This window comes from Streptococcus sp. KHUD_016 (assembly GCF_051106465.1).
Taxonomy (GTDB): Bacteria; Bacillota; Bacilli; order Lactobacillales; family Streptococcaceae; genus Streptococcus.
Map to the genome: position 1 here is coordinate 1852501 of NZ_CP193663.1, position 17798 is coordinate 1870298.

Below are 17798 nucleotides of genomic sequence, written 5' to 3' on the forward strand. Positions count from 1 at the left end.
GCTCACCTGAGGCTACTCGCCTCGACTACCTGTGTCGGTTTGCGGTACGGGTAGAGTATGTTTAAACGCTAGAAGCTTTTCTTGGCAGTGTGACGTCACTAACTTCGCTACTAAACTTCGCTCCCCATCACAGCTCAATGTTATAGATATAAGCATTTGACTCATATCACACCTCACTGCTTAGACAGACACTTCCATTCGTCTGCTTTAGTTAGCCTACTGCGTCCCTCCATCACTACATACTCTAGTACAGGAATATCAACCTGTTGTCCATCGGATACACCTTTCGGTCTCTCCTTAGGTCCCGACTAACCCAGGGCGGACGAGCCTTCCCCTGGAAACCTTAGTCTTACGGTGGACAGGATTCTCACCTGTCTTTCGCTACTCATACCGGCATTCTCACTTCTATGCGTTCCAGCACTCCTCACGGTATACCTTCTTCACACATAGAACGCTCTCCTACCATACCTATAAAGGTATCCACAGCTTCGGTAAATTGTTTTAGCCCCGGTACATTTTCGGCGCAGGGTCACTCGACTAGTGAGCTATTACGCACTCTTTGAATGAATAGCTGCTTCTAAGCTAACATCCTAGTTGTCTGTGCAACCCCACATCCTTTTCCACTTAACAATTATTTTGGGACCTTAGCTGGTGGTCTGGGCTGTTTCCCTTTCGACTACGGATCTTAGCACTCGCAGTCTGACTGCCGACCATAATTCATTGGCATTCGGAGTTTATCTGAGATTGGTAATCCGGGATGGACCCCTCACCCAAACAGTGCTCTACCTCCAAGAATCTTTATGTCGACGCTAGCCCTAAAGCTATTTCGGAGAGAACCAGCTATCTCCAAGTTCGTTTGGAATTTCTCCGCTACCCACAAGTCATCCAAGCACTTTTCAACGTGCCCTGGTTCGGTCCTCCAGTGCGTCTTACCGCACCTTCAACCTGCTCATGGGTAGGTCACATGGTTTCGGGTCTACGACATGATACTAAGGCGCCCTATTCAGACTCGGTTTCCCTGCGGCTCCGTCTCTTCAACTTAACCTCGCATCATATCGTAACTCGCCGGTTCATTCTACAAAAGGCACGCTCTCACCCATTAACGGGCTCGAACTTGTTGTAGGCACACGGTTTCAGGTTCTATTTCACTCCCCTCCCGGGGTGCTTTTCACCTTTCCCTCACGGTACTGGTTCACTATCGGTCACTAGGGAGTATTTAGGGTTGGGAGATGGTCCTCCCAGATTCCGACGGGATTTCACGTGTCCCGCCGTACTCAGGATACTGCTAGGTACAAAGACTATTTTAAATACGAGGCTATTACTCTCTTTGGCTGATCTTCCCAAATCATTCTTCTATAATCTTTGAGTCCACATTGCAGTCCTACAACCCCGAAGAGTAAACTCTTCGGTTTGCCCTCCTGCCGTTTCGCTCGCCGCTACTAAGGCAATCGCTTTTGCTTTCTCTTCCTGCAGCTACTTAGATGTTTCAGTTCACTGCGTCTTCCTCCTCACATCCTTAACAGATGCGGGTAACAGGTAGTACCTGTTGGGTTCCCCCATTCGGAAATCCCTGGATCATCGCTTACTTACAGCTACCCAAGGCATATCGTCGTTTGTCACGTCCTTCTTCGGCTCCTAGTGCCAAGGCATCCACCGTGCGCCCTTATTAACTTAACCTTATTTTTTGACCTTTCAGTCATAAACTCTTTTAATACTACAGCGTTTCGGTTTATTTTCTTGTTACTATTTGATATAGATATTCAATTTTCAATGTGCATTACTTGGTGATCTCTCACCAATGGAGCCTAGCGGGATCGAACCGCTGACCTCCTGCGTGCAAAGCAGGCGCTCTCCCAGCTGAGCTAAGGCCCCACAAGACCTCTCAAGACTAAACAAGACCAATGTGCAGTTCCTTATCCTTAGAAAGGAGGTGATCCAGCCGCACCTTCCGATACGGCTACCTTGTTACGACTTCACCCCAATCATCTATCCCACCTTAGGCGGCTGGCTCCTAAAAGGTTACCTCACCGACTTCGGGTGTTACAAACTCTCGTGGTGTGACGGGCGGTGTGTACAAGGCCCGGGAACGTATTCACCGCGGCGTGCTGATCCGCGATTACTAGCGATTCCGACTTCATGTAGGCGAGTTGCAGCCTACAATCCGAACTGAGACTGGCTTTAAGAGATTAGCTTGCCGTCACCGGCTTGCGACTCGTTGTACCAGCCATTGTAGCACGTGTGTAGCCCAGGTCATAAGGGGCATGATGATTTGACGTCATCCCCACCTTCCTCCGGTTTATTACCGGCAGTCTCGCTAGAGTGCCCAACTGAATGATGGCAACTAACAATAGGGGTTGCGCTCGTTGCGGGACTTAACCCAACATCTCACGACACGAGCTGACGACAACCATGCACCACCTGTCACCTCTGTCCCGAAGGAAAACTCTATCTCTAGAGCGGTCAGAGGGATGTCAAGACCTGGTAAGGTTCTTCGCGTTGCTTCGAATTAAACCACATGCTCCACCGCTTGTGCGGGCCCCCGTCAATTCCTTTGAGTTTCAACCTTGCGGTCGTACTCCCCAGGCGGAGTGCTTAATGCGTTAGCTGCGGCACTAAACCCCGGAAAGGGTCTAACACCTAGCACTCATCGTTTACGGCGTGGACTACCAGGGTATCTAATCCTGTTTGCTCCCCACGCTTTCGAGCCTCAGCGTCAGTTACAAGCCAGAGAGCCGCTTTCGCCACCGGTGTTCCTCCATATATCTACGCATTTCACCGCTACACATGGAATTCCACTCTCCCCTCTTGCACTCAAGTTAAACAGTTTCCAAAGCGTACTATGGTTAAGCCACAGCCTTTAACTTCAGACTTATCTAACCGCCTGCGCTCGCTTTACGCCCAATAAATCCGGACAACGCTCGGGACCTACGTATTACCGCGGCTGCTGGCACGTAGTTAGCCGTCCCTTTCTGGTAAGATACCGTCACAGTGTGAACTTTCCACTCTCACACTCGTTCTTCTCTTACAACAGAGCTTTACGATCCGAAAACCTTCTTCACTCACGCGGCGTTGCTCGGTCAGACTTCCGTCCATTGCCGAAGATTCCCTACTGCTGCCTCCCGTAGGAGTCTGGGCCGTGTCTCAGTCCCAGTGTGGCCGATCACCCTCTCAGGTCGGCTATGTATCGTTGCCTTGGTGAGCCGTTACCTCACCAACTAGCTAATACAACGCAGGTCCATCTGGTAGTGATGCAATTGCACCTTTTAATTGACTATCATGCAATAATCAATTTTATGCGGTATTAGCTATCGTTTCCAATAGTTATCCCCCGCTACCAGGCAGGTTACCTACGCGTTACTCACCCGTTCGCAACTCATCCAGAGAAGCAAGCTCCTCCTTCAGCGTTCTACTTGCATGTATTAGGCACGCCGCCAGCGTTCGTCCTGAGCCAGGATCAAACTCTCATTAAAAGTTTGAGTTCTCACTCATTTCTGTCACTGACAGATTTATTGTTTTTCATTGTTCAGTACTATAACATCAGTTATAGTGCCCTGCACATTGGTTCGTCTTGTTCAGTTTTCAAAGGTCTTTGTCACTCATTCTCTCTCAAGCGACAACTATATTAGTATATCACAGCCATCTGTCTCTGTCAACAGATTTTTTAAACTTTTTTCAAGTTTTTTTAACCACAATACACCCATAGTCCGTACGGGATTCGAACCCGTGTTACCGCCGTGAAAAGGCGGTGTCTTAACCCCTTGACCAACGGACCTGAGCTTTTCGACTCTTTCTATTATACCTTCTTTTCTCCCTTTGTCAAGAACTTTTTTCCATCCTATACAAATTCTTGGAAGACAATCAAAAAGAGCCAGACTATCTGACTCTTTTGATTTTTAATTCAAAGGGCCTTCTCTTACTCTCCAAGAAAGGATGAGCTCATATCCCTATATTTTTCCTACTTATTTAGAAATCTGCTTCAGCATGTTTTCAATATGCTGAATTGATTTTTCACGTCCGAGCAAGAAAATGGTGTCTGGTAATTCTGGTCCATGCATTTCACCTGAAACGGCGATACGGATTGGCATAAATAGATTCTTACCTTTAATACCTGTTTCTTTTTGGACTGCTTTGATTTGTGGGAAGATGTTTTCTGTCACAAACTCCTCATCTGTCATTGCTTCTAGTTTCGCTTTGAAGGCTTCTAGAACAACCGGAACGGTTTCTCCTGCCATGACCTCGCGCTCAGCATCTGTCAGTTCTGGGAAATCTGAGAAGAAAAGGTCTGTCAATGGAACGATTTCGTCCACTGACTTCATTTGTGGTTTATAGAGTTCCACCAATTTTTCAGCCTTATCAGTCAAACGTCCTGCTTCTTCTAGGAATGGTTTTGCCATCTCAAAGATAGTTGCTAAGTCAGCTCTCTTGATGTAGTCGTTACTCATCCAGTCTAGTTTCTTCTGGTCGAAGGCTGCTGGAGACTTGCTGAGGCGATTTTCATCAAAGAGCTTGATGAGTTCTTCACGAGAGAAGATTTCATCTTCCCCACCAGGATTCCAACCAAGAAGGGCAATAAAGTTAAAGACTGCTTCTGGAAGGTACCCTTTCTTACGGTAGTCTTCGATAAATTGAAGGGTATTAGTATCGCGTTTAGATAACTTCTTACCAGTTTCAGAGTTGATAATCAAGGTCATGTGACCGAACTCAGGTGCATCCCAACCAAGCGCTTCATAAACCATGAGCTGTTTTGGGGTGTTGGCAATGTGGTCATCTCCGCGAATAACATGGGAAATTTGCATGTCATGATCATCGATGACAACGGCAAAGTTGTAAGTTGGGTAGCCATCTTTCTTCTGAATCACCCAGTCACCGCCGATGTTGCCACCTTCAAACTCGATATCATCTTTGACCATATCATGCCATTTGTAGATACCAGATTCATTAACAGCCAAACGAACAGTTGGGATGATACCGGCTGCTTCACGTTCTGCAATGTAAGCCGCCTTTTCTTCTTCGCTCATGCCAAGATATTCATTGATGTAGCGTGGTGTTTCGCCAGCTTCTTCTTGGCGTTCGCGCTCTGCTGCCAACTCTTCTTCTGTAACGTACGATTTGTAGGCTTTTCCTTCAGCTAGCAATTGGTCGATGTATCTTTGATAGAGTTCCAAACGCTCTGATTGGCGGTAGTTTTCATGAGTTTCTGGACTTTCATCCCAGTCAATTCCCAACCAGCGAAGATTTTCAAGCTGTGAACGTTCACCATCCTCGACATGGCGTTTACGGTCAGTATCTTCGATACGAATGATAAAAGTTCCACCATGATGGCGTGCGTAAAGGTAGTTAAACAATGCTGTACGGGCATTTCCGATGTGTAGGAGTCCTGTTGGACTTGGTGCGTAGCGTACGCGGATATCTTTTGACATAGTTTCTCCTATAAAGTCTCTAGGCGTCTGCCTTTTTGCTTTCTATATTATATCACAAGTCTCGCCTGAGTCCAATGTCTACGAATAAAGAGAGTAAAAAGAGTGGACAAGCCACTCTTTTCTTCTATTATAGACGTGCGTTAAGCTCTTTGCTCAATTCTTCAAATCCTGGTTTTCCAAGAAGGGCAAACATGTTACGTTTGTAGGCTTCAACACCTGGTTGGTCAAATGGGTTGATGGCATTCAAGTAACCTGAAAGGGCAATTGCCAATTCGAAGAAGTAGATCGTGTAACCAAGAGTGAAGGCATCTTGCTCTGGAAGGGTGACGTACATGTTTGGTACATCACCGTCAGTGTGGGCAAGAAGAACACCGTCAGTTGCTTTTTTGTTTACAAAGTCAACGTCTTTTCCTTGAAGGTAACCAAGTCCGTCAAGGTCTTCTTCCAAAGTAGGAATGATCACGTTCTTACGTGGTTTGTCCACACGGACAACTGTTTCAAACATGATACGAGTTCCTTCTTGGATAAATTGACCCAATGAGTGCAAGTCAGTTGAGAAGTTTGCTGAAGTTGGGTAAATACCTTTTTGGTCTTTCCCTTCTGACTCACCAGCCAATTGTTTCCACCATTCTGAGAAGTATTGAAGTGATGGCTCGTAGTTTACCAAGATTTCAGTAGCGTAACCTTTACGGTAAAGGATGTTACGAACTGCTGCGTATTGGTAAGCTTCATTTTCTGAAAGTTTGTCTGAAGTATAGTCTTTACGAGCTGCGTTCGCACCTTCCATAAGAGCTTTGATGTCTGCACCTGATGCTGCGATTGGAAGCAATCCAACTGCTGTCAATACTGAGAAGCGTCCACCGATATCATCTGGAACCACAAATGTTTCCCAACCGTTGGCATCTGCTTCAACCTTAACAGCACCTTTTTGGCGGTCAGTTGTTGCGTAGATACGTTTGTTAGCTTCTTCTTGTCCGTATTTCTTAACCAAGAGTTCTTTGAAGACACGGAAAGCGATCGCTGGTTCAGTTGTTGTACCTGATTTAGAAATCACGTTTACTGAGAAGTCTTTGTCAGCTACGTACTCTACCAAGTCAGCAAGGTAAGTAGATGAGATTGAGTTTCCTGCGTAAAGGATTTGTGGAGCTTTGCGTTCTTCTTTTGTTTGCAAGTTAGCAAAGTGGTGGTTCAAGAAGTCGATAGCTGCTTTGGCACCAAGGTAAGATCCACCGATACCAATTACAACCAAGACATCGCTGTCTGATTTGATTTGCTCAGCAGCTTTCAAGATGCGGTCGAATTCTTCGCGGTCGTAGTTTTCAGGAAGGTCCAACCAACCCAAAAAGTCGCTACCAGCACCAGTTCCTTTACGAATCAGTTCGTCTGCAGCTGTTACTTGTGCTTGCATGTATTCCACTTCATGTGGGGCAACAAATTTGTCTAAAACTTTTGAATAATCAAATTTAATATGTGACATGATAATCCTCCATAATTTCTTCTTTACTATCATAACGCTTACCAGCAATTTTTTCAAGTTTTTATACTGAATTTCCTCAAATTTTATCACAATTCAAACGTTTGCGTAAAAATGCTAAAATATAAAAAATCTGAAAGGACGAATAAAAACGGCTAGAGATTCTAACCGTTACAATTCATTTAATAAATACTCAAAGAGTTCTAAATTGCCGTCTTCTTCATTGACCAGAAACTCTGGGTGCCACTGCAAGCCGATGATACGATGCTCGTCGACAGACTCGATCGCTTCGATGGTCTGATCTCTTGGATCAATAGCAGTCACACGGAAATTAGGCGCCAGGTCTTTGATGCTTTGACGATGGACTGAATTTACTTGACTTTCTTTGCCAAACAACTTAGCCACCACGCTTCCTTCTACTGTCTCAATAGAATGAGATGTTCCAAAAGGCAAGCCTTGCCAGTGACCTTCAATTTCTTGGTGGAGGGTGCCGCCAAAAGCAACATTGACCAGCTGGACACCACGACAGATTGCCATAATTGGTTTATTCTGACGAAGGGCTTCTTTCAAGAGAGCTAGTTCAAACTCATCGCGTACAAGGTTGTAATCATCGCTCTCAATGGTCTTTTTCTCTCCATAAAACTGAGGATGGACATTTTGCCCACCTGTCAAGATGAGTTTGTCAATCATTTCCACATAATCGCGAACAATGGACTCATCCCCTACAGGAATTACTAAAGGAAGACCTCCGACTTGACGAATGCTCTCTGCAAATTTACAGGATACAGATGAATGAATGTTTTTCCCTTCTGCATCTACAGGACATAGATTTGCAGCAACTCCTACAACCGTTCTAGCCATGATGTGTCTCCTTTCGATTTTCTTGCGACAGTCTTATCTTATCACTCCAACCCTTTCCTGTCTAATATGTTTTTTAAAAGACCGTGATAAGTATTTTTTATGGATAAGAAAAAGCTGCCCAAAAGGACAACTTTTTTCTTATTCAAATACAAATTGATTGTGATAGAGTTCTGAGTAGAAACCGCCGAGTTTGAGCAACTCGTGATGATTCCCACGTTCAATGACCTCTCCATCTTTGAGGACAATAATCTGATCGGCATTGAGGATGGTCTTGAGACGATGGGCAATGACAAAACTGGTTCGTCCTGCTACAACTGCCTCCATGGCATGTTGAATCTTGCTTTCTGTTACGGTATCGACATTGGAAGTCGCTTCATCTAAGATTAGGACTTGAGGATCTGTCATCAAGGTCCGAGCGATGGAAATCAATTGTTTCTGCCCAGTCGAGAAGATATTCTGCTCATCATCAATAAGGGTATCATACTTATCAGGCAGGCTTTCAATGTAGTCATGAATATGAGTTGCCTTGGCAGCTGCTTCGACCATTTCCTGACTGGCATCTGGTACACCGAAGCGGATATTGTCTCGGATTGTCCCACTAAACAAGACCGAATCCTGCAAGACAATCCCGACCTTGCTCCGCAGGCTATCCAAGTCATAGTCACGGATGTCTTTTCCATCAAAGGAAATGCTACCTGCATCCACATCGTAGAAACGATTGATGAGGTTCATGATGGTTGTTTTTCCCGAACCAGTCGGACCGACAACTGCTATCATCTGCCCCTTAGGAGCTGAAATGCTGACATCTTTTAAAATCGGCTTGTCTGGCACATAAGAGAAATCAATGTGACTGATTTCAACGCCTTCTCGCAATTCCGTAAAGGCAGGCGCATTTTGCGGACGAATCTCTTCTTCTGCATCGAACATTTCTTGGATACGATCCGCCCCAGTAAAGGCCAACTGGAGGCTCCCCCAACTCGCAGCCACCTGGATAATCGGCTGGTAGTACTGCTGAGAAAATTGGGTAAACATGACGATCAAACCTAGGGCTGTCGTTGTTTCGATACTTGGATCGTTCAGCAAGACCGCAGAACCTGCAAAAATAACGATGGCCGTATTGACCAAGCTCATCCCATTCATAACAGGAAAGAGGATGCCTGAGAACATTCTCCCTTTAAAGGTTGCCTTGCGCACGCGCTCATTTTGCTCCACAAAGCCTGCTACGATGTCGTCTTGAATTCCTTGTACGATAACAGCTTTCTGTCCAGAAATACTCTCATCCATGTAGGCGTTGAGTTTCCCAACCTCTTTTTGCTGGAGATTGGTGTACTTGCGGGCCATCTTCACGATGAAAACCAACATGAGAAAGGCCACTGGGGTGCTGGCTACTGTTATCAGGGCTAGCGTCACATTTCTTGAAAACATGACAAAAATCAAACCGATGTAAAGAGCAATATTGCTCATGACCTGAACTAGGCTTTCATTGAAGGCTTGAAGGATGTTATCCAAGTCACTCGTGAAGCGAGAAAGGATGTCGCCATCCTGATGGCGGTCAAAGAAAGAAACCGTCAAACGAGAGAGTTTGCCAAAGAGGCCCTTACGCATCTCATTTGTTGACTCAGCAATCACACGGGTCATCAAGGTCATGTAAATCAAACTGGATACCACTAGGGCGAGAACAACCAGAGCTAGATTCAGCATCAGAGCTGACAAACTCTGCCAGGCTAGTTCGGAAGTTCCATTTTGATAAGCCAGAACTAGGTTAGCGAGCTCCGTCACTGCTTGACCTGAAAAAACTGGAAAGAGGGCTTGGGCAATCGTCGCAACTGCAACCATCAGAACCACAATGACAAAGGAGAACTTGTAAACTTTAAAATAATTCCAGAAAAATCGAACGGTTTTCATTTTATTCCTCCTTTCCCTTTTGTGTTTCGTAGATTTCGCGGTAGACGGCATTGTTAGCTACCAAGTCTGCATGCCGTCCTTCTCCAATCAAGCGTCCTTGGTCCAAGACCAAAATCTTGTCTGCATGGACGACTGAACTAATCTTTTGAGCGATGATAATGGTTGTCGTCCCTTTCAGGTCTTTATTCAAAGCTTCCTGTACGAGTCTCTCTGACTTAGCATCCAAGGCTGAAGTCGAATCGTCAAAAATCAGGATACGGGGATTGCTGACAATCCCACGGGCAATGGACATCCGTTGTTTTTGTCCACCAGAAAAATTGGTGCCTCGCTCTTCGACCTGACTCTCAAATTTGTTTTCCATGCGTCCGATAAATTCGCTGGCTTGGGCAATTCGTGCTGCACGTTCCATTTCTGACACGCTGGCATTGCCTTTCCCTTGACGAAGATTATCTGCAATGGTCCCACTAAAGAGAATAGCACGTTGCAAGACAATGGAAACTGTTTTACGTAAGGTTCCCTCGCTGACGTCTCGAATATCCTTGCCACCAATCTTAATAGATCCCTCCTGTGGATCAAACAGTCGTGGAATTAACTGAGCTAGAGTGGACTTCCCTGCTCCAGTCGCTCCAACCACACCGACCATCTGACCAGGCGCAACATCAAAGGTTACATTCTTCAGCATAGGTTCGTCATCATTGGGATAGGTGAAGGTCACATTTTCAAAAGAGAGACTTCCTTCTAACTCTTCATCTGGGAGATCTTTAAAGGTCATCGCTGGCTCGGTATCTAGAATCTCACGGATACGACGCAAAGAAATCATGGCACGGCTGACAGAATTTCCTAAAAATCCAACCATGATAATAGTAAAGATAATCTGGCTGAGATAGTTGATAAAGGAAGCAATCGAGCCCACTACAGACGGATCTGACTGAGCCATGCCTGCTACCAACCAGATAGAGAGAAAGACCGCTCCATAGCCGACTAGCATCATAACGGGTTCTATAACTGAGAAGGCATAACCGATATAAAGATTTTGGCCGAGAAGTTCATCAGAAACCTCGGTAAATTTGTCAAATTGTGCTTTTTCTTGTACAAAGGATTTGACTACGCGCACACCACGTAGATTTTCCTTAGCGATAGCATTGATCCGTTCAAGAAGGGTTTGAAATTTGGCAAATCGTGGCCCCATCATCCCCATCATGATGGCAGTTAGTGCAAAGATTAGGAGCACCATGAGGACAATCACCCACCAAAGCGACGGAAGAGTGTGAACCGCCAAGATAAAGGAACCGATAAAGAGAAGAGGGAGACGGAAAAGAATTTGAAAAGCCATCATCACCACGTTCTGAATTTGGTTGATATCATTGGTCATACGGACGACAAGGTTACCCGCATTGAATTGCTCGATATTGGCATAAGAAAAAGTCTGGATCTTGCGAAAAGCGTCTTCACGAAGGTCCGAAGACACTCCTTGAGCAATGTAGGCTGCAAGCGTTACATTGACCCCACCTGCAACCAGACCGACTAGGGCTACTCCTATCAACCAAGCGCCAATACTATAAATAGCCTCATTTTGTCCGGCCAACAAAGCCTCTAACACCTCTTGCAAATAGCGCGGTTGCAAGAGCGAACTCGCAACCATCAAGCCTGTCATCATTAAGGATGCCAAGGCTTGCCATTTATAGGTTTTTATTTTTTTAATGAGCATATTTCCTCCTAATAAAATAGATAAAGGGAGCGACATCCTGCGTCAGCTCCTTCTCATTCGTTCATATTGATGCTATTCTAGCAAAAAAGAGACATCTTGTCAAAGAAGTCTCCTTATTATAAATTAGTGCGCTTTCATCTACAGGTGATGCATGAAAAGGCTTTTTATGGTAAAATGAAAGGAAGAACTCTTACAAGGAGGAAAAGATGAAGAAACAAACCATCGCTGTCTTGGGTCCTGGTTCTTGGGGAACTGCCCTTTCGCAGGTCCTAAACGACAATGGACACGAGGTTCGAATTTGGGGAAATATTTCTGACCAAATTGATGAAATCAATAACCAACATACAAACAAACGCTACTTCAAAGATATCCTACTCGACGAAAAAATCAAAGCCTATCATGACTTGGAAGAAACACTCAAGGATGTGGATGCTGTTTTATTTGTAGTCCCAACAAAAGTAACGAGACTGGTTGCCCAACAAGTAGCAAAGGTGCTCAATCACAAGGTTGTCATCATGCATGCCTCCAAAGGATTGGAACCAGATAGCCACAAACGTCTATCAACTATTCTTGAAGAGGAAATTCCAGCTGACCTTCGTAGTGAAGTCGTTGTTGTTTCAGGACCTAGCCATGCTGAGGAAACGATTGTACGCGATATTACTTTGATTACCGCAGCCTCCAAAGATCTTGAAACTGCCCAGTACGTCCAAAATCTCTTTAGCAATCACTACTTCCGTCTCTATACTAATACGGATGTTATCGGAGTTGAAACCGCTGGTGCTCTCAAAAACATCATCGCAGTTGGCGCTGGAGCACTACATGGTCTAGGATTTGGCGACAATGCCAAGGCGGCTATCATTGCCCGTGGCTTGGCTGAAATCACCCGTCTAGGGGTCGCTCTTGGAGCCAATCCTCTGACTTATAGCGGGCTTTCTGGAGTTGGGGATTTGATCGTAACGGGGACATCTGTCCACTCTCGTAACTGGAGGGCCGGTGATGCTCTCGGTCGTGGAGAATCCCTCGCAGACATCGAAGCAAACATGGGCATGGTCATCGAAGGCATTTCAACAACTCGAGCAGCTTACGAGCTGGCTCAGGAATTGGGTGTCTACATGCCAATCACACAGGCTATTTACCGAGTCATCTACGAAGGTGTCAACATCAAAGAAGCAATCACTGACATCATGAGCAATGAATTTAAAGCAGAAAACGAATGGTCGTAGACCCTTATAGAAAGGAACATCATGAAACAAAAAGTCAGAAAAGCAGTCATCCCTGCAGCTGGATTGGGAACTCGCTTCCTCCCAGCAACTAAGGCCTTGGCCAAGGAAATGTTGCCAATCGTAGACAAGCCAACTATCCAGTTTATCGTTGAAGAAGCCCTCAAATCTGGAATCGAAGACATCTTGGTTGTTACTGGTAAGTCAAAACGTTCCATCGAGGACCACTTCGATTCAAACTTCGAATTGGAATATAACCTTAAAGAAAAAGGGAAAACCGATCTTTTGAAGCTGGTTGATGAGACAACCGGCATGCGCCTGCATTTTATCCGCCAAACACATCCACGTGGTCTCGGCGATGCTGTTTTGCAAGCCAAAGCTTTCGTTGGAAATGAACCTTTTGTCGTTATGCTTGGTGATGATTTGATGGATATCACGGACGAAAAGGCTGTTCCACTTACCAAACAACTCATGGATGACTACGAGCGTACCCACGCGTCTACTATCGCTGTTATGCCAGTCCCTCACGACGAAGTCTCTGCTTACGGGGTTATTGCTCCACAAGGCGAAGGAAAAGACGGCCTTTATAGCGTTGAAACCTTCGTTGAAAAACCTGCACCAGAGGATGCTCCTAGCGACCTTGCTATCATCGGACGCTACCTCCTCACTCCTGAAATTTTCCAAATCCTCGAAAACCAAGCTCCAGGTGCAGGAAATGAAATTCAGCTGACAGATGCAATCGATACCCTCAATAAAACACAACGTGTATTTGCTCGTGAGTTCAAAGGGGCTCGTTACGATGTCGGAGATAAGTTTGGCTTTATGAAAACCTCCATCGACTACGCTCTCAAACACCCCCAAGTTAAAGATGACTTGAAAGACTACCTCATCCAACTCGGAAAAGAGTTAGCTGAGGGAGAATAGAAGAAAAACAAAGCTCTTAAATAAGGGCTTTGTTTTTTGTTGACGATTGCAACAAAAAAGCCATCTTTGCAGATGACTTATTAGCAACCGAATCGGTGCTCGCATTTAACTATCCCCCCTACACATAGGTCATTCCCTTATAGCAAAGGAAAATGGCTAGTGCGATAAAAAGTACAGTTGCTCCGATTCGCTGGCTGGTACTGTACATCCTTCTCTCCCATTTGACTGGAAAGATGACTGCTAGAAAGGCACCGCCTACTGCACCTCCGATATGGCCTGCTAGGCTGATTCCTGGAATCAGAACACTTCCAATGATATTTATCACGAAAAGTGTCAGATAGGATTGCCCCAACTGCTGAATATAGGGGTTGCGAGTTGCGTAACGCAGGACGATAATCGCAGCAAATAACCCGTAGAGAGAAGTGGATGCTCCAGCTGCGACAACTTTCGGTGTAAATGCAAACACAAAGAGATTGCCCATCATTCCTGATAAGAGATAGAGAAGGAAGAACTGCTTGGAGCCGAAAATCTCCTCAACCTGTCGTCCAAGAAAGTAGAGCGAAATCATATTGACAATGAAATGCTCCCATCCAATATGCACAAATATAGCCGAAAAAAGGCGCCAAATCTGCTCAGGGAACAGGCGAATGATCGGTCCATACATGGCTCCAAACTGAAGCAAGGTATCTGCTCGTTCAAAATTTAAACCTGTAAGAACCAACATCAAGAGAAAGACCAATGCGGTTACTAGGAGGAAGAAACTAGTCACAGGATAACGTTTATCAAAGATTTCCTTCATAGATTAGCACCTCCTGGACGGGAATATCATGGTCTTCCAAGTTAAACTCCTGAATTTGACAAGGATAAACCGTACTCAAAGTATGACCAGTAAAATGTTCTAGATAGCGGTCGTAGTATCCTCCACCATATCCGATTCGATAGCCTTCTGTCGTAAAAGCTAGCCCTGGAACATGAATCAAATCAATCTGAGACAGTTCCACCACTTCCAAGTCTCCTTGCGGTTCCAGTAAACCAAAGGAAGTTTTTACCAACTGCTGCGGATGATAGACCACAAACTCCATGCGCCCCTTGGGATAGGTTTTGGGTATCAAAACCTTCTTGCCGTCCTTCAGCGCCTGCTCAATCAGTTCTTGCGTTTGAAATTCATGAGGGAAAGAGAGATAGGTTGCGATGTTCTTAGCTTCTTGGTAAAAGGGATGATGTAAGAAACGCTCGGTTAAAGCTCGATCCATAGCCCGTTTTTGCTCCTGAGATAAAGCCTTCATTTCTTGCAAAATTTTCTTGCGTAGTTCTGCTTTCATAGACAATTCCTCTACTCTGCTGCCTTCTTTTTTAAGAAACTAGAGACTGCATCTACCCCAATGGCTATGGCTTCTTCCTTAGGACTCATCTGAGGGTGATGAAGAGCGTAGGGACTATCGATACCTAGCCAGAACATAACGCCATCTACCTTCGAAAGGAGATAACCAAAGTCCTCGCCTGTCATAGCAGGCTCGATATCAATCAACTCGATTCCATCTTTCTCTTCAAAAAAGTCCATCAGTTCACGCGCCAAGGCTGGATTGTTCTCAACAGGTAGGTAGCCTCCTTGCTTGAGTTCTACTTCGACTTCCATATCAAAGGCTGCTGCAACCCCTTCTGCGACTGTCTTGACTCTTTTTTGTACCAAGAGGCTCATTTCCTGAGTCAAGGCGCGAATGGTTCCATGCAAAAAGGCTGTGTCTGTAATGACATTATTGGTTGTTCCAGCTTGGAAAAGGCCAAAGGTCACCACCGCTCCCTCGATGGGATTGACATTGCGGCTGACAACTGACTGTACTTGGGTTACAAAGTAACTAGCAGCCACCAAGGCGTCATTGGCTTCATGCGGAAAGGCTGCATGTCCCCCTTTTCCTTTGAAACGAATCTTCACCTCACAAGTCCCTGCAAAGAGCGTATGGGTATTGGTCGCAATCTGTCCAACCTTTAGATCCGGACGAACATGGAGTCCATAAAACTGGTCTGGTAGCCAGTCTCCAAAAGCACCGTCCTCATACATGAGCATGCCACCAGCTTCATTTTCTTCAGCAGGCTGAAATAGAAAGAGCAAATTATTCTTGGGTTGTTCCTCCAGGGCGCGTTCGAGACAGCCTAAGGCAATAGTCATATGAAAATCATGGCCACAAGCATGCATGCGACCTTGGTGCTGAGAGGCGAAAGGCAGTCCTGTTTGTTCGACGATAGGCAGGCCATCAATATCTGTTCGCCAGCCAATAGTCTTCTTTGGCTGGCTTCCCTGCAAATAGACCAAAACCCCTGTTCGCCAAATACGAATTTGAACAAAATCCTTGCCCGTAGTCAATTTCTCAATCACATCCAGCAAATAAGCCTGAGTCTTGAACTCTTCCAAGCCAATCTCTGGAATCTGGTGTAAATCTCGTCTAGTCTGAATCAAATCTAACATCTATCGATCCTCCTTTTGATAGAAGAAAGAGGCTGGAAGAAGTATCCGCCTCTTTTTATTTTTACAAGGTACGAAGCGCATCCTCTAGCGCTGTTTTTTGTTGGGTTTGGGCATCAATTTCTTTGATGATACGAGCTGGAACACCTGCCACTACCACGTTTTCTGGAACATCTTGGGTAACAATAGCTCCTGCTGCAACAACTGAACCACTGCCGATTTGGACCCCTTCGATCACCACTGCATTGGCACCGATAAGAACATTATCTCCGACACGGACTGGTTCAGCGCTAGCTGGCTCAATCACACCCGCCAAAACTGCACCTGCACCAACGTGACTGTTTTTCCCAACGATAGCACGACCTCCAAGGATGGCACCCATGTCAATCATGGTTCCAGCACCGATTTCAGCACCGATATTGACAACAGCTCCCATCATGATAACAGCATTGTCACCAATTTCAACCTGGTCACGGATAATAGCACCTGGCTCGATACGAGCATTGATCGCACGTTTGTCTAGCAAAGGAACTGCAGAATTACGAGCATCTTGCTCGACAACATAATCTTGATTTTCTACCAAACCTTCAAGAAGCGGAGCAACATCCTTCCAGTCTCCGAATAAAACATTTCCTAGTTTGACAACAGAGCTAGGTACAGCAGTTGCAAGTTCTCCTTCAAAGGTTACTTTGACACTGGTTTTCTTTTCAGCATTGGCGATAAATTGGATAATTTCTTGAGCGTTCATTTTTGTAGCAGTCATAGGTGCCTCCTGGTTCGTTATAATGATACCTATTCTACCAAAAAAGGCTTCAAATTTGAAGCCTCAACTATCAAATAATCATCTTTACTGGGCTTGTTTTGCTTCCTCTACAGATAAAAAAATCATCGGAACGATAATCAACACCATAGCTAAGGCCAAAAAACCATCCATGACCATTCCCAGAAAAAGAACACTTAATAAAGCTGAAGAGAGCGGTTCGCTAGCACTCACCACTGATACAACCAGCGGGGAAACGAGTGACACAGCCTTCATAGATAGGAAGAAGGCAAAAGCTGTACCAAACACGGCAATCGTCAGACAAATCAGCACACTTACCAGATCCACTTGAAAACTTATCCGATAAATAGGGTAGAGGAAATTACTAAAGAGACCTGCCAGAATCATCCCCCAACCAACAGTCGGAACAAATCCGTAGCGCCGTGCAAAGCGTTGGGGAAGGATAACATTAAACATGACCCCTACTGCACTGAGCAAACCTGTCACTAGAGCCAAAGGTGTCATGGATAACTGGGACAAATCCCCTTTTGTAGCCATCAAAAAAACACCTAGCATGGCAATCAAAACATAGAACACAGCTGTAATAGAAGCCTTCTTCTGGTAAATGATTCGATTGTAAAACAGGATAAAAACAGGGCTGATAAATTGCAAAATGGTCGCCGTCGTCGCATTGGAATACTCAACGCAGAGATAGAAGAAAAACTGCACAGAAAAAATACCTAGAATAGCATAGGCTAAAAAAGGTAGATAATTTTTCTTATCACGCCAGATGTCCAACAAGCGGCTACGCAACTGAAAGGCAGATAGACCTAAAACCAAACTCCCCGCCACTAGTAAACGCATAGAAGTAATCCATCCAGAAGACACTGGATAATGAGTGAAAAAATACTCTCCTAAAATCCCACAAATCCCCCAGATTAGGCCTGAGAGTAGCGAATATACTGTTCCCTTAACAATCTTTTTCTGATAATGATTCATATTATTATTGTAACACGAAACCAACAAAGAAAAAAGTAGCAACAAGGAGAAATTACTAACCTTGCT

At 45.1% G+C, this 17798-nt stretch carries 12 protein-coding genes, 2 tRNA genes and 2 rRNA genes (1 of these 16 running past the window's edge); 2 read left to right on the forward strand and 14 right to left on the reverse strand.

Going from position 1 to position 17798, the window contains the following annotated elements:
- The 9 genes from ACORHV_RS08935 to ACORHV_RS08975 form a co-directional block, all read right to left on the reverse strand.
- A 23S ribosomal RNA gene (locus tag ACORHV_RS08935) occupies nucleotides 1-1677 on the reverse strand (it extends 1226 nt beyond the left edge of the window).
- A 122-nt stretch (nucleotides 1678-1799) separates the two neighbouring features.
- Nucleotides 1800-1872, reverse strand: a tRNA-Ala gene (locus ACORHV_RS08940).
- 51 nt (nucleotides 1873-1923) lie between these two features.
- Nucleotides 1924-3470, reverse strand: a 16S ribosomal RNA gene (locus ACORHV_RS08945).
- Together the 16S and 23S rRNA genes with 2 tRNA genes alongside form the textbook arrangement of a ribosomal RNA operon.
- 230 nt (nucleotides 3471-3700) lie before the next feature.
- Nucleotides 3701-3772: transfer RNA gene (locus ACORHV_RS08950), tRNA-Glu, on the reverse strand.
- 187 nt (nucleotides 3773-3959) lie between these two features.
- Nucleotides 3960-5420, reverse strand: coding sequence for a glutamate--tRNA ligase (gene gltX, locus ACORHV_RS08955; protein ID WP_000031047.1), 1461 nt, complete (start codon nucleotides 5418-5420; stop codon nucleotides 3960-3962).
- A 127-nt stretch (nucleotides 5421-5547) separates the two neighbouring features.
- Nucleotides 5548-6897 (reverse strand): glucose-6-phosphate isomerase, encoded by a 1350-nt coding sequence (locus ACORHV_RS08960; protein WP_000018248.1) that lies wholly within the window; start codon nucleotides 6895-6897, stop codon nucleotides 5548-5550.
- 168 nt (nucleotides 6898-7065) lie between these two features.
- The gene (locus ACORHV_RS08965; protein WP_033629221.1) at nucleotides 7066-7755 is read right to left on the reverse strand and encodes a gamma-glutamyl-gamma-aminobutyrate hydrolase family protein; all 690 of its coding nucleotides are present in this window, start codon (nucleotides 7753-7755) and stop codon (nucleotides 7066-7068) included.
- A 138-nt stretch (nucleotides 7756-7893) separates the two neighbouring features.
- On the reverse strand, nucleotides 7894-9660 hold the full coding sequence (locus tag ACORHV_RS08970; RefSeq protein ID WP_000859993.1) for an ABC transporter ATP-binding protein: 1767 nt from the start codon (nucleotides 9658-9660) through the stop codon (nucleotides 7894-7896).
- 1 nt (nucleotide 9661) lies between these two features.
- Nucleotides 9662-11368 (reverse strand): ABC transporter ATP-binding protein, encoded by a 1707-nt coding sequence (locus ACORHV_RS08975; protein ID WP_000905730.1) that lies wholly within the window; start codon nucleotides 11366-11368, stop codon nucleotides 9662-9664.
- A 206-nt stretch (nucleotides 11369-11574) separates the two neighbouring features.
- On the opposite strand from ACORHV_RS08975, the gene ACORHV_RS08980 reads away from it, so the two are divergent.
- Nucleotides 11575-12591, forward strand: a complete 1017-nt coding sequence (locus ACORHV_RS08980; RefSeq protein WP_000745029.1) for an NAD(P)H-dependent glycerol-3-phosphate dehydrogenase — start codon at nucleotides 11575-11577, stop codon at nucleotides 12589-12591.
- 21 nt (nucleotides 12592-12612) lie between these two features.
- Nucleotides 12613-13512, forward strand: a complete 900-nt coding sequence (galU, locus tag ACORHV_RS08985) for a UTP--glucose-1-phosphate uridylyltransferase GalU (protein WP_000811022.1) — start codon at nucleotides 12613-12615, stop codon at nucleotides 13510-13512.
- A gap of 118 nt (nucleotides 13513-13630) precedes the next feature.
- Here the strand turns inward: galU and ACORHV_RS08990 are convergent, their stop codons facing one another.
- The 5 genes from ACORHV_RS08990 to ACORHV_RS09010 form a co-directional block, all read right to left on the reverse strand.
- On the reverse strand, nucleotides 13631-14311 hold the full coding sequence (locus tag ACORHV_RS08990) for a rhomboid family intramembrane serine protease (protein ID WP_000658477.1): 681 nt from the start codon (nucleotides 14309-14311) through the stop codon (nucleotides 13631-13633).
- The gene (locus ACORHV_RS08995; protein WP_000642760.1) at nucleotides 14295-14834 is read right to left on the reverse strand and encodes a 5-formyltetrahydrofolate cyclo-ligase; all 540 of its coding nucleotides are present in this window, start codon (nucleotides 14832-14834) and stop codon (nucleotides 14295-14297) included. Before ACORHV_RS08995 ends, ACORHV_RS08990 begins: the two co-directional genes overlap by 17 nt.
- Before the next feature lie 11 nt (nucleotides 14835-14845).
- Nucleotides 14846-15976, reverse strand: coding sequence for an N-acetyldiaminopimelate deacetylase (locus ACORHV_RS09000; protein ID WP_000885096.1), 1131 nt, complete (start codon nucleotides 15974-15976; stop codon nucleotides 14846-14848).
- Nucleotides 15977-16037: 61 nt separating this feature from the next.
- Nucleotides 16038-16736 carry a 2,3,4,5-tetrahydropyridine-2,6-dicarboxylate N-acetyltransferase gene (gene dapD / locus ACORHV_RS09005; protein WP_000127448.1) on the reverse strand — a complete coding sequence of 233 codons (699 nt, stop codon included), beginning with the start codon at nucleotides 16734-16736 and terminating at the stop codon, nucleotides 16038-16040.
- An 84-nt stretch (nucleotides 16737-16820) separates the two neighbouring features.
- Nucleotides 16821-17732, reverse strand: coding sequence for a DMT family transporter (locus tag ACORHV_RS09010; RefSeq protein ID WP_008284424.1), 912 nt, complete (start codon nucleotides 17730-17732; stop codon nucleotides 16821-16823).
- Nucleotides 17733-17798 lie beyond the last annotated feature (66 nt).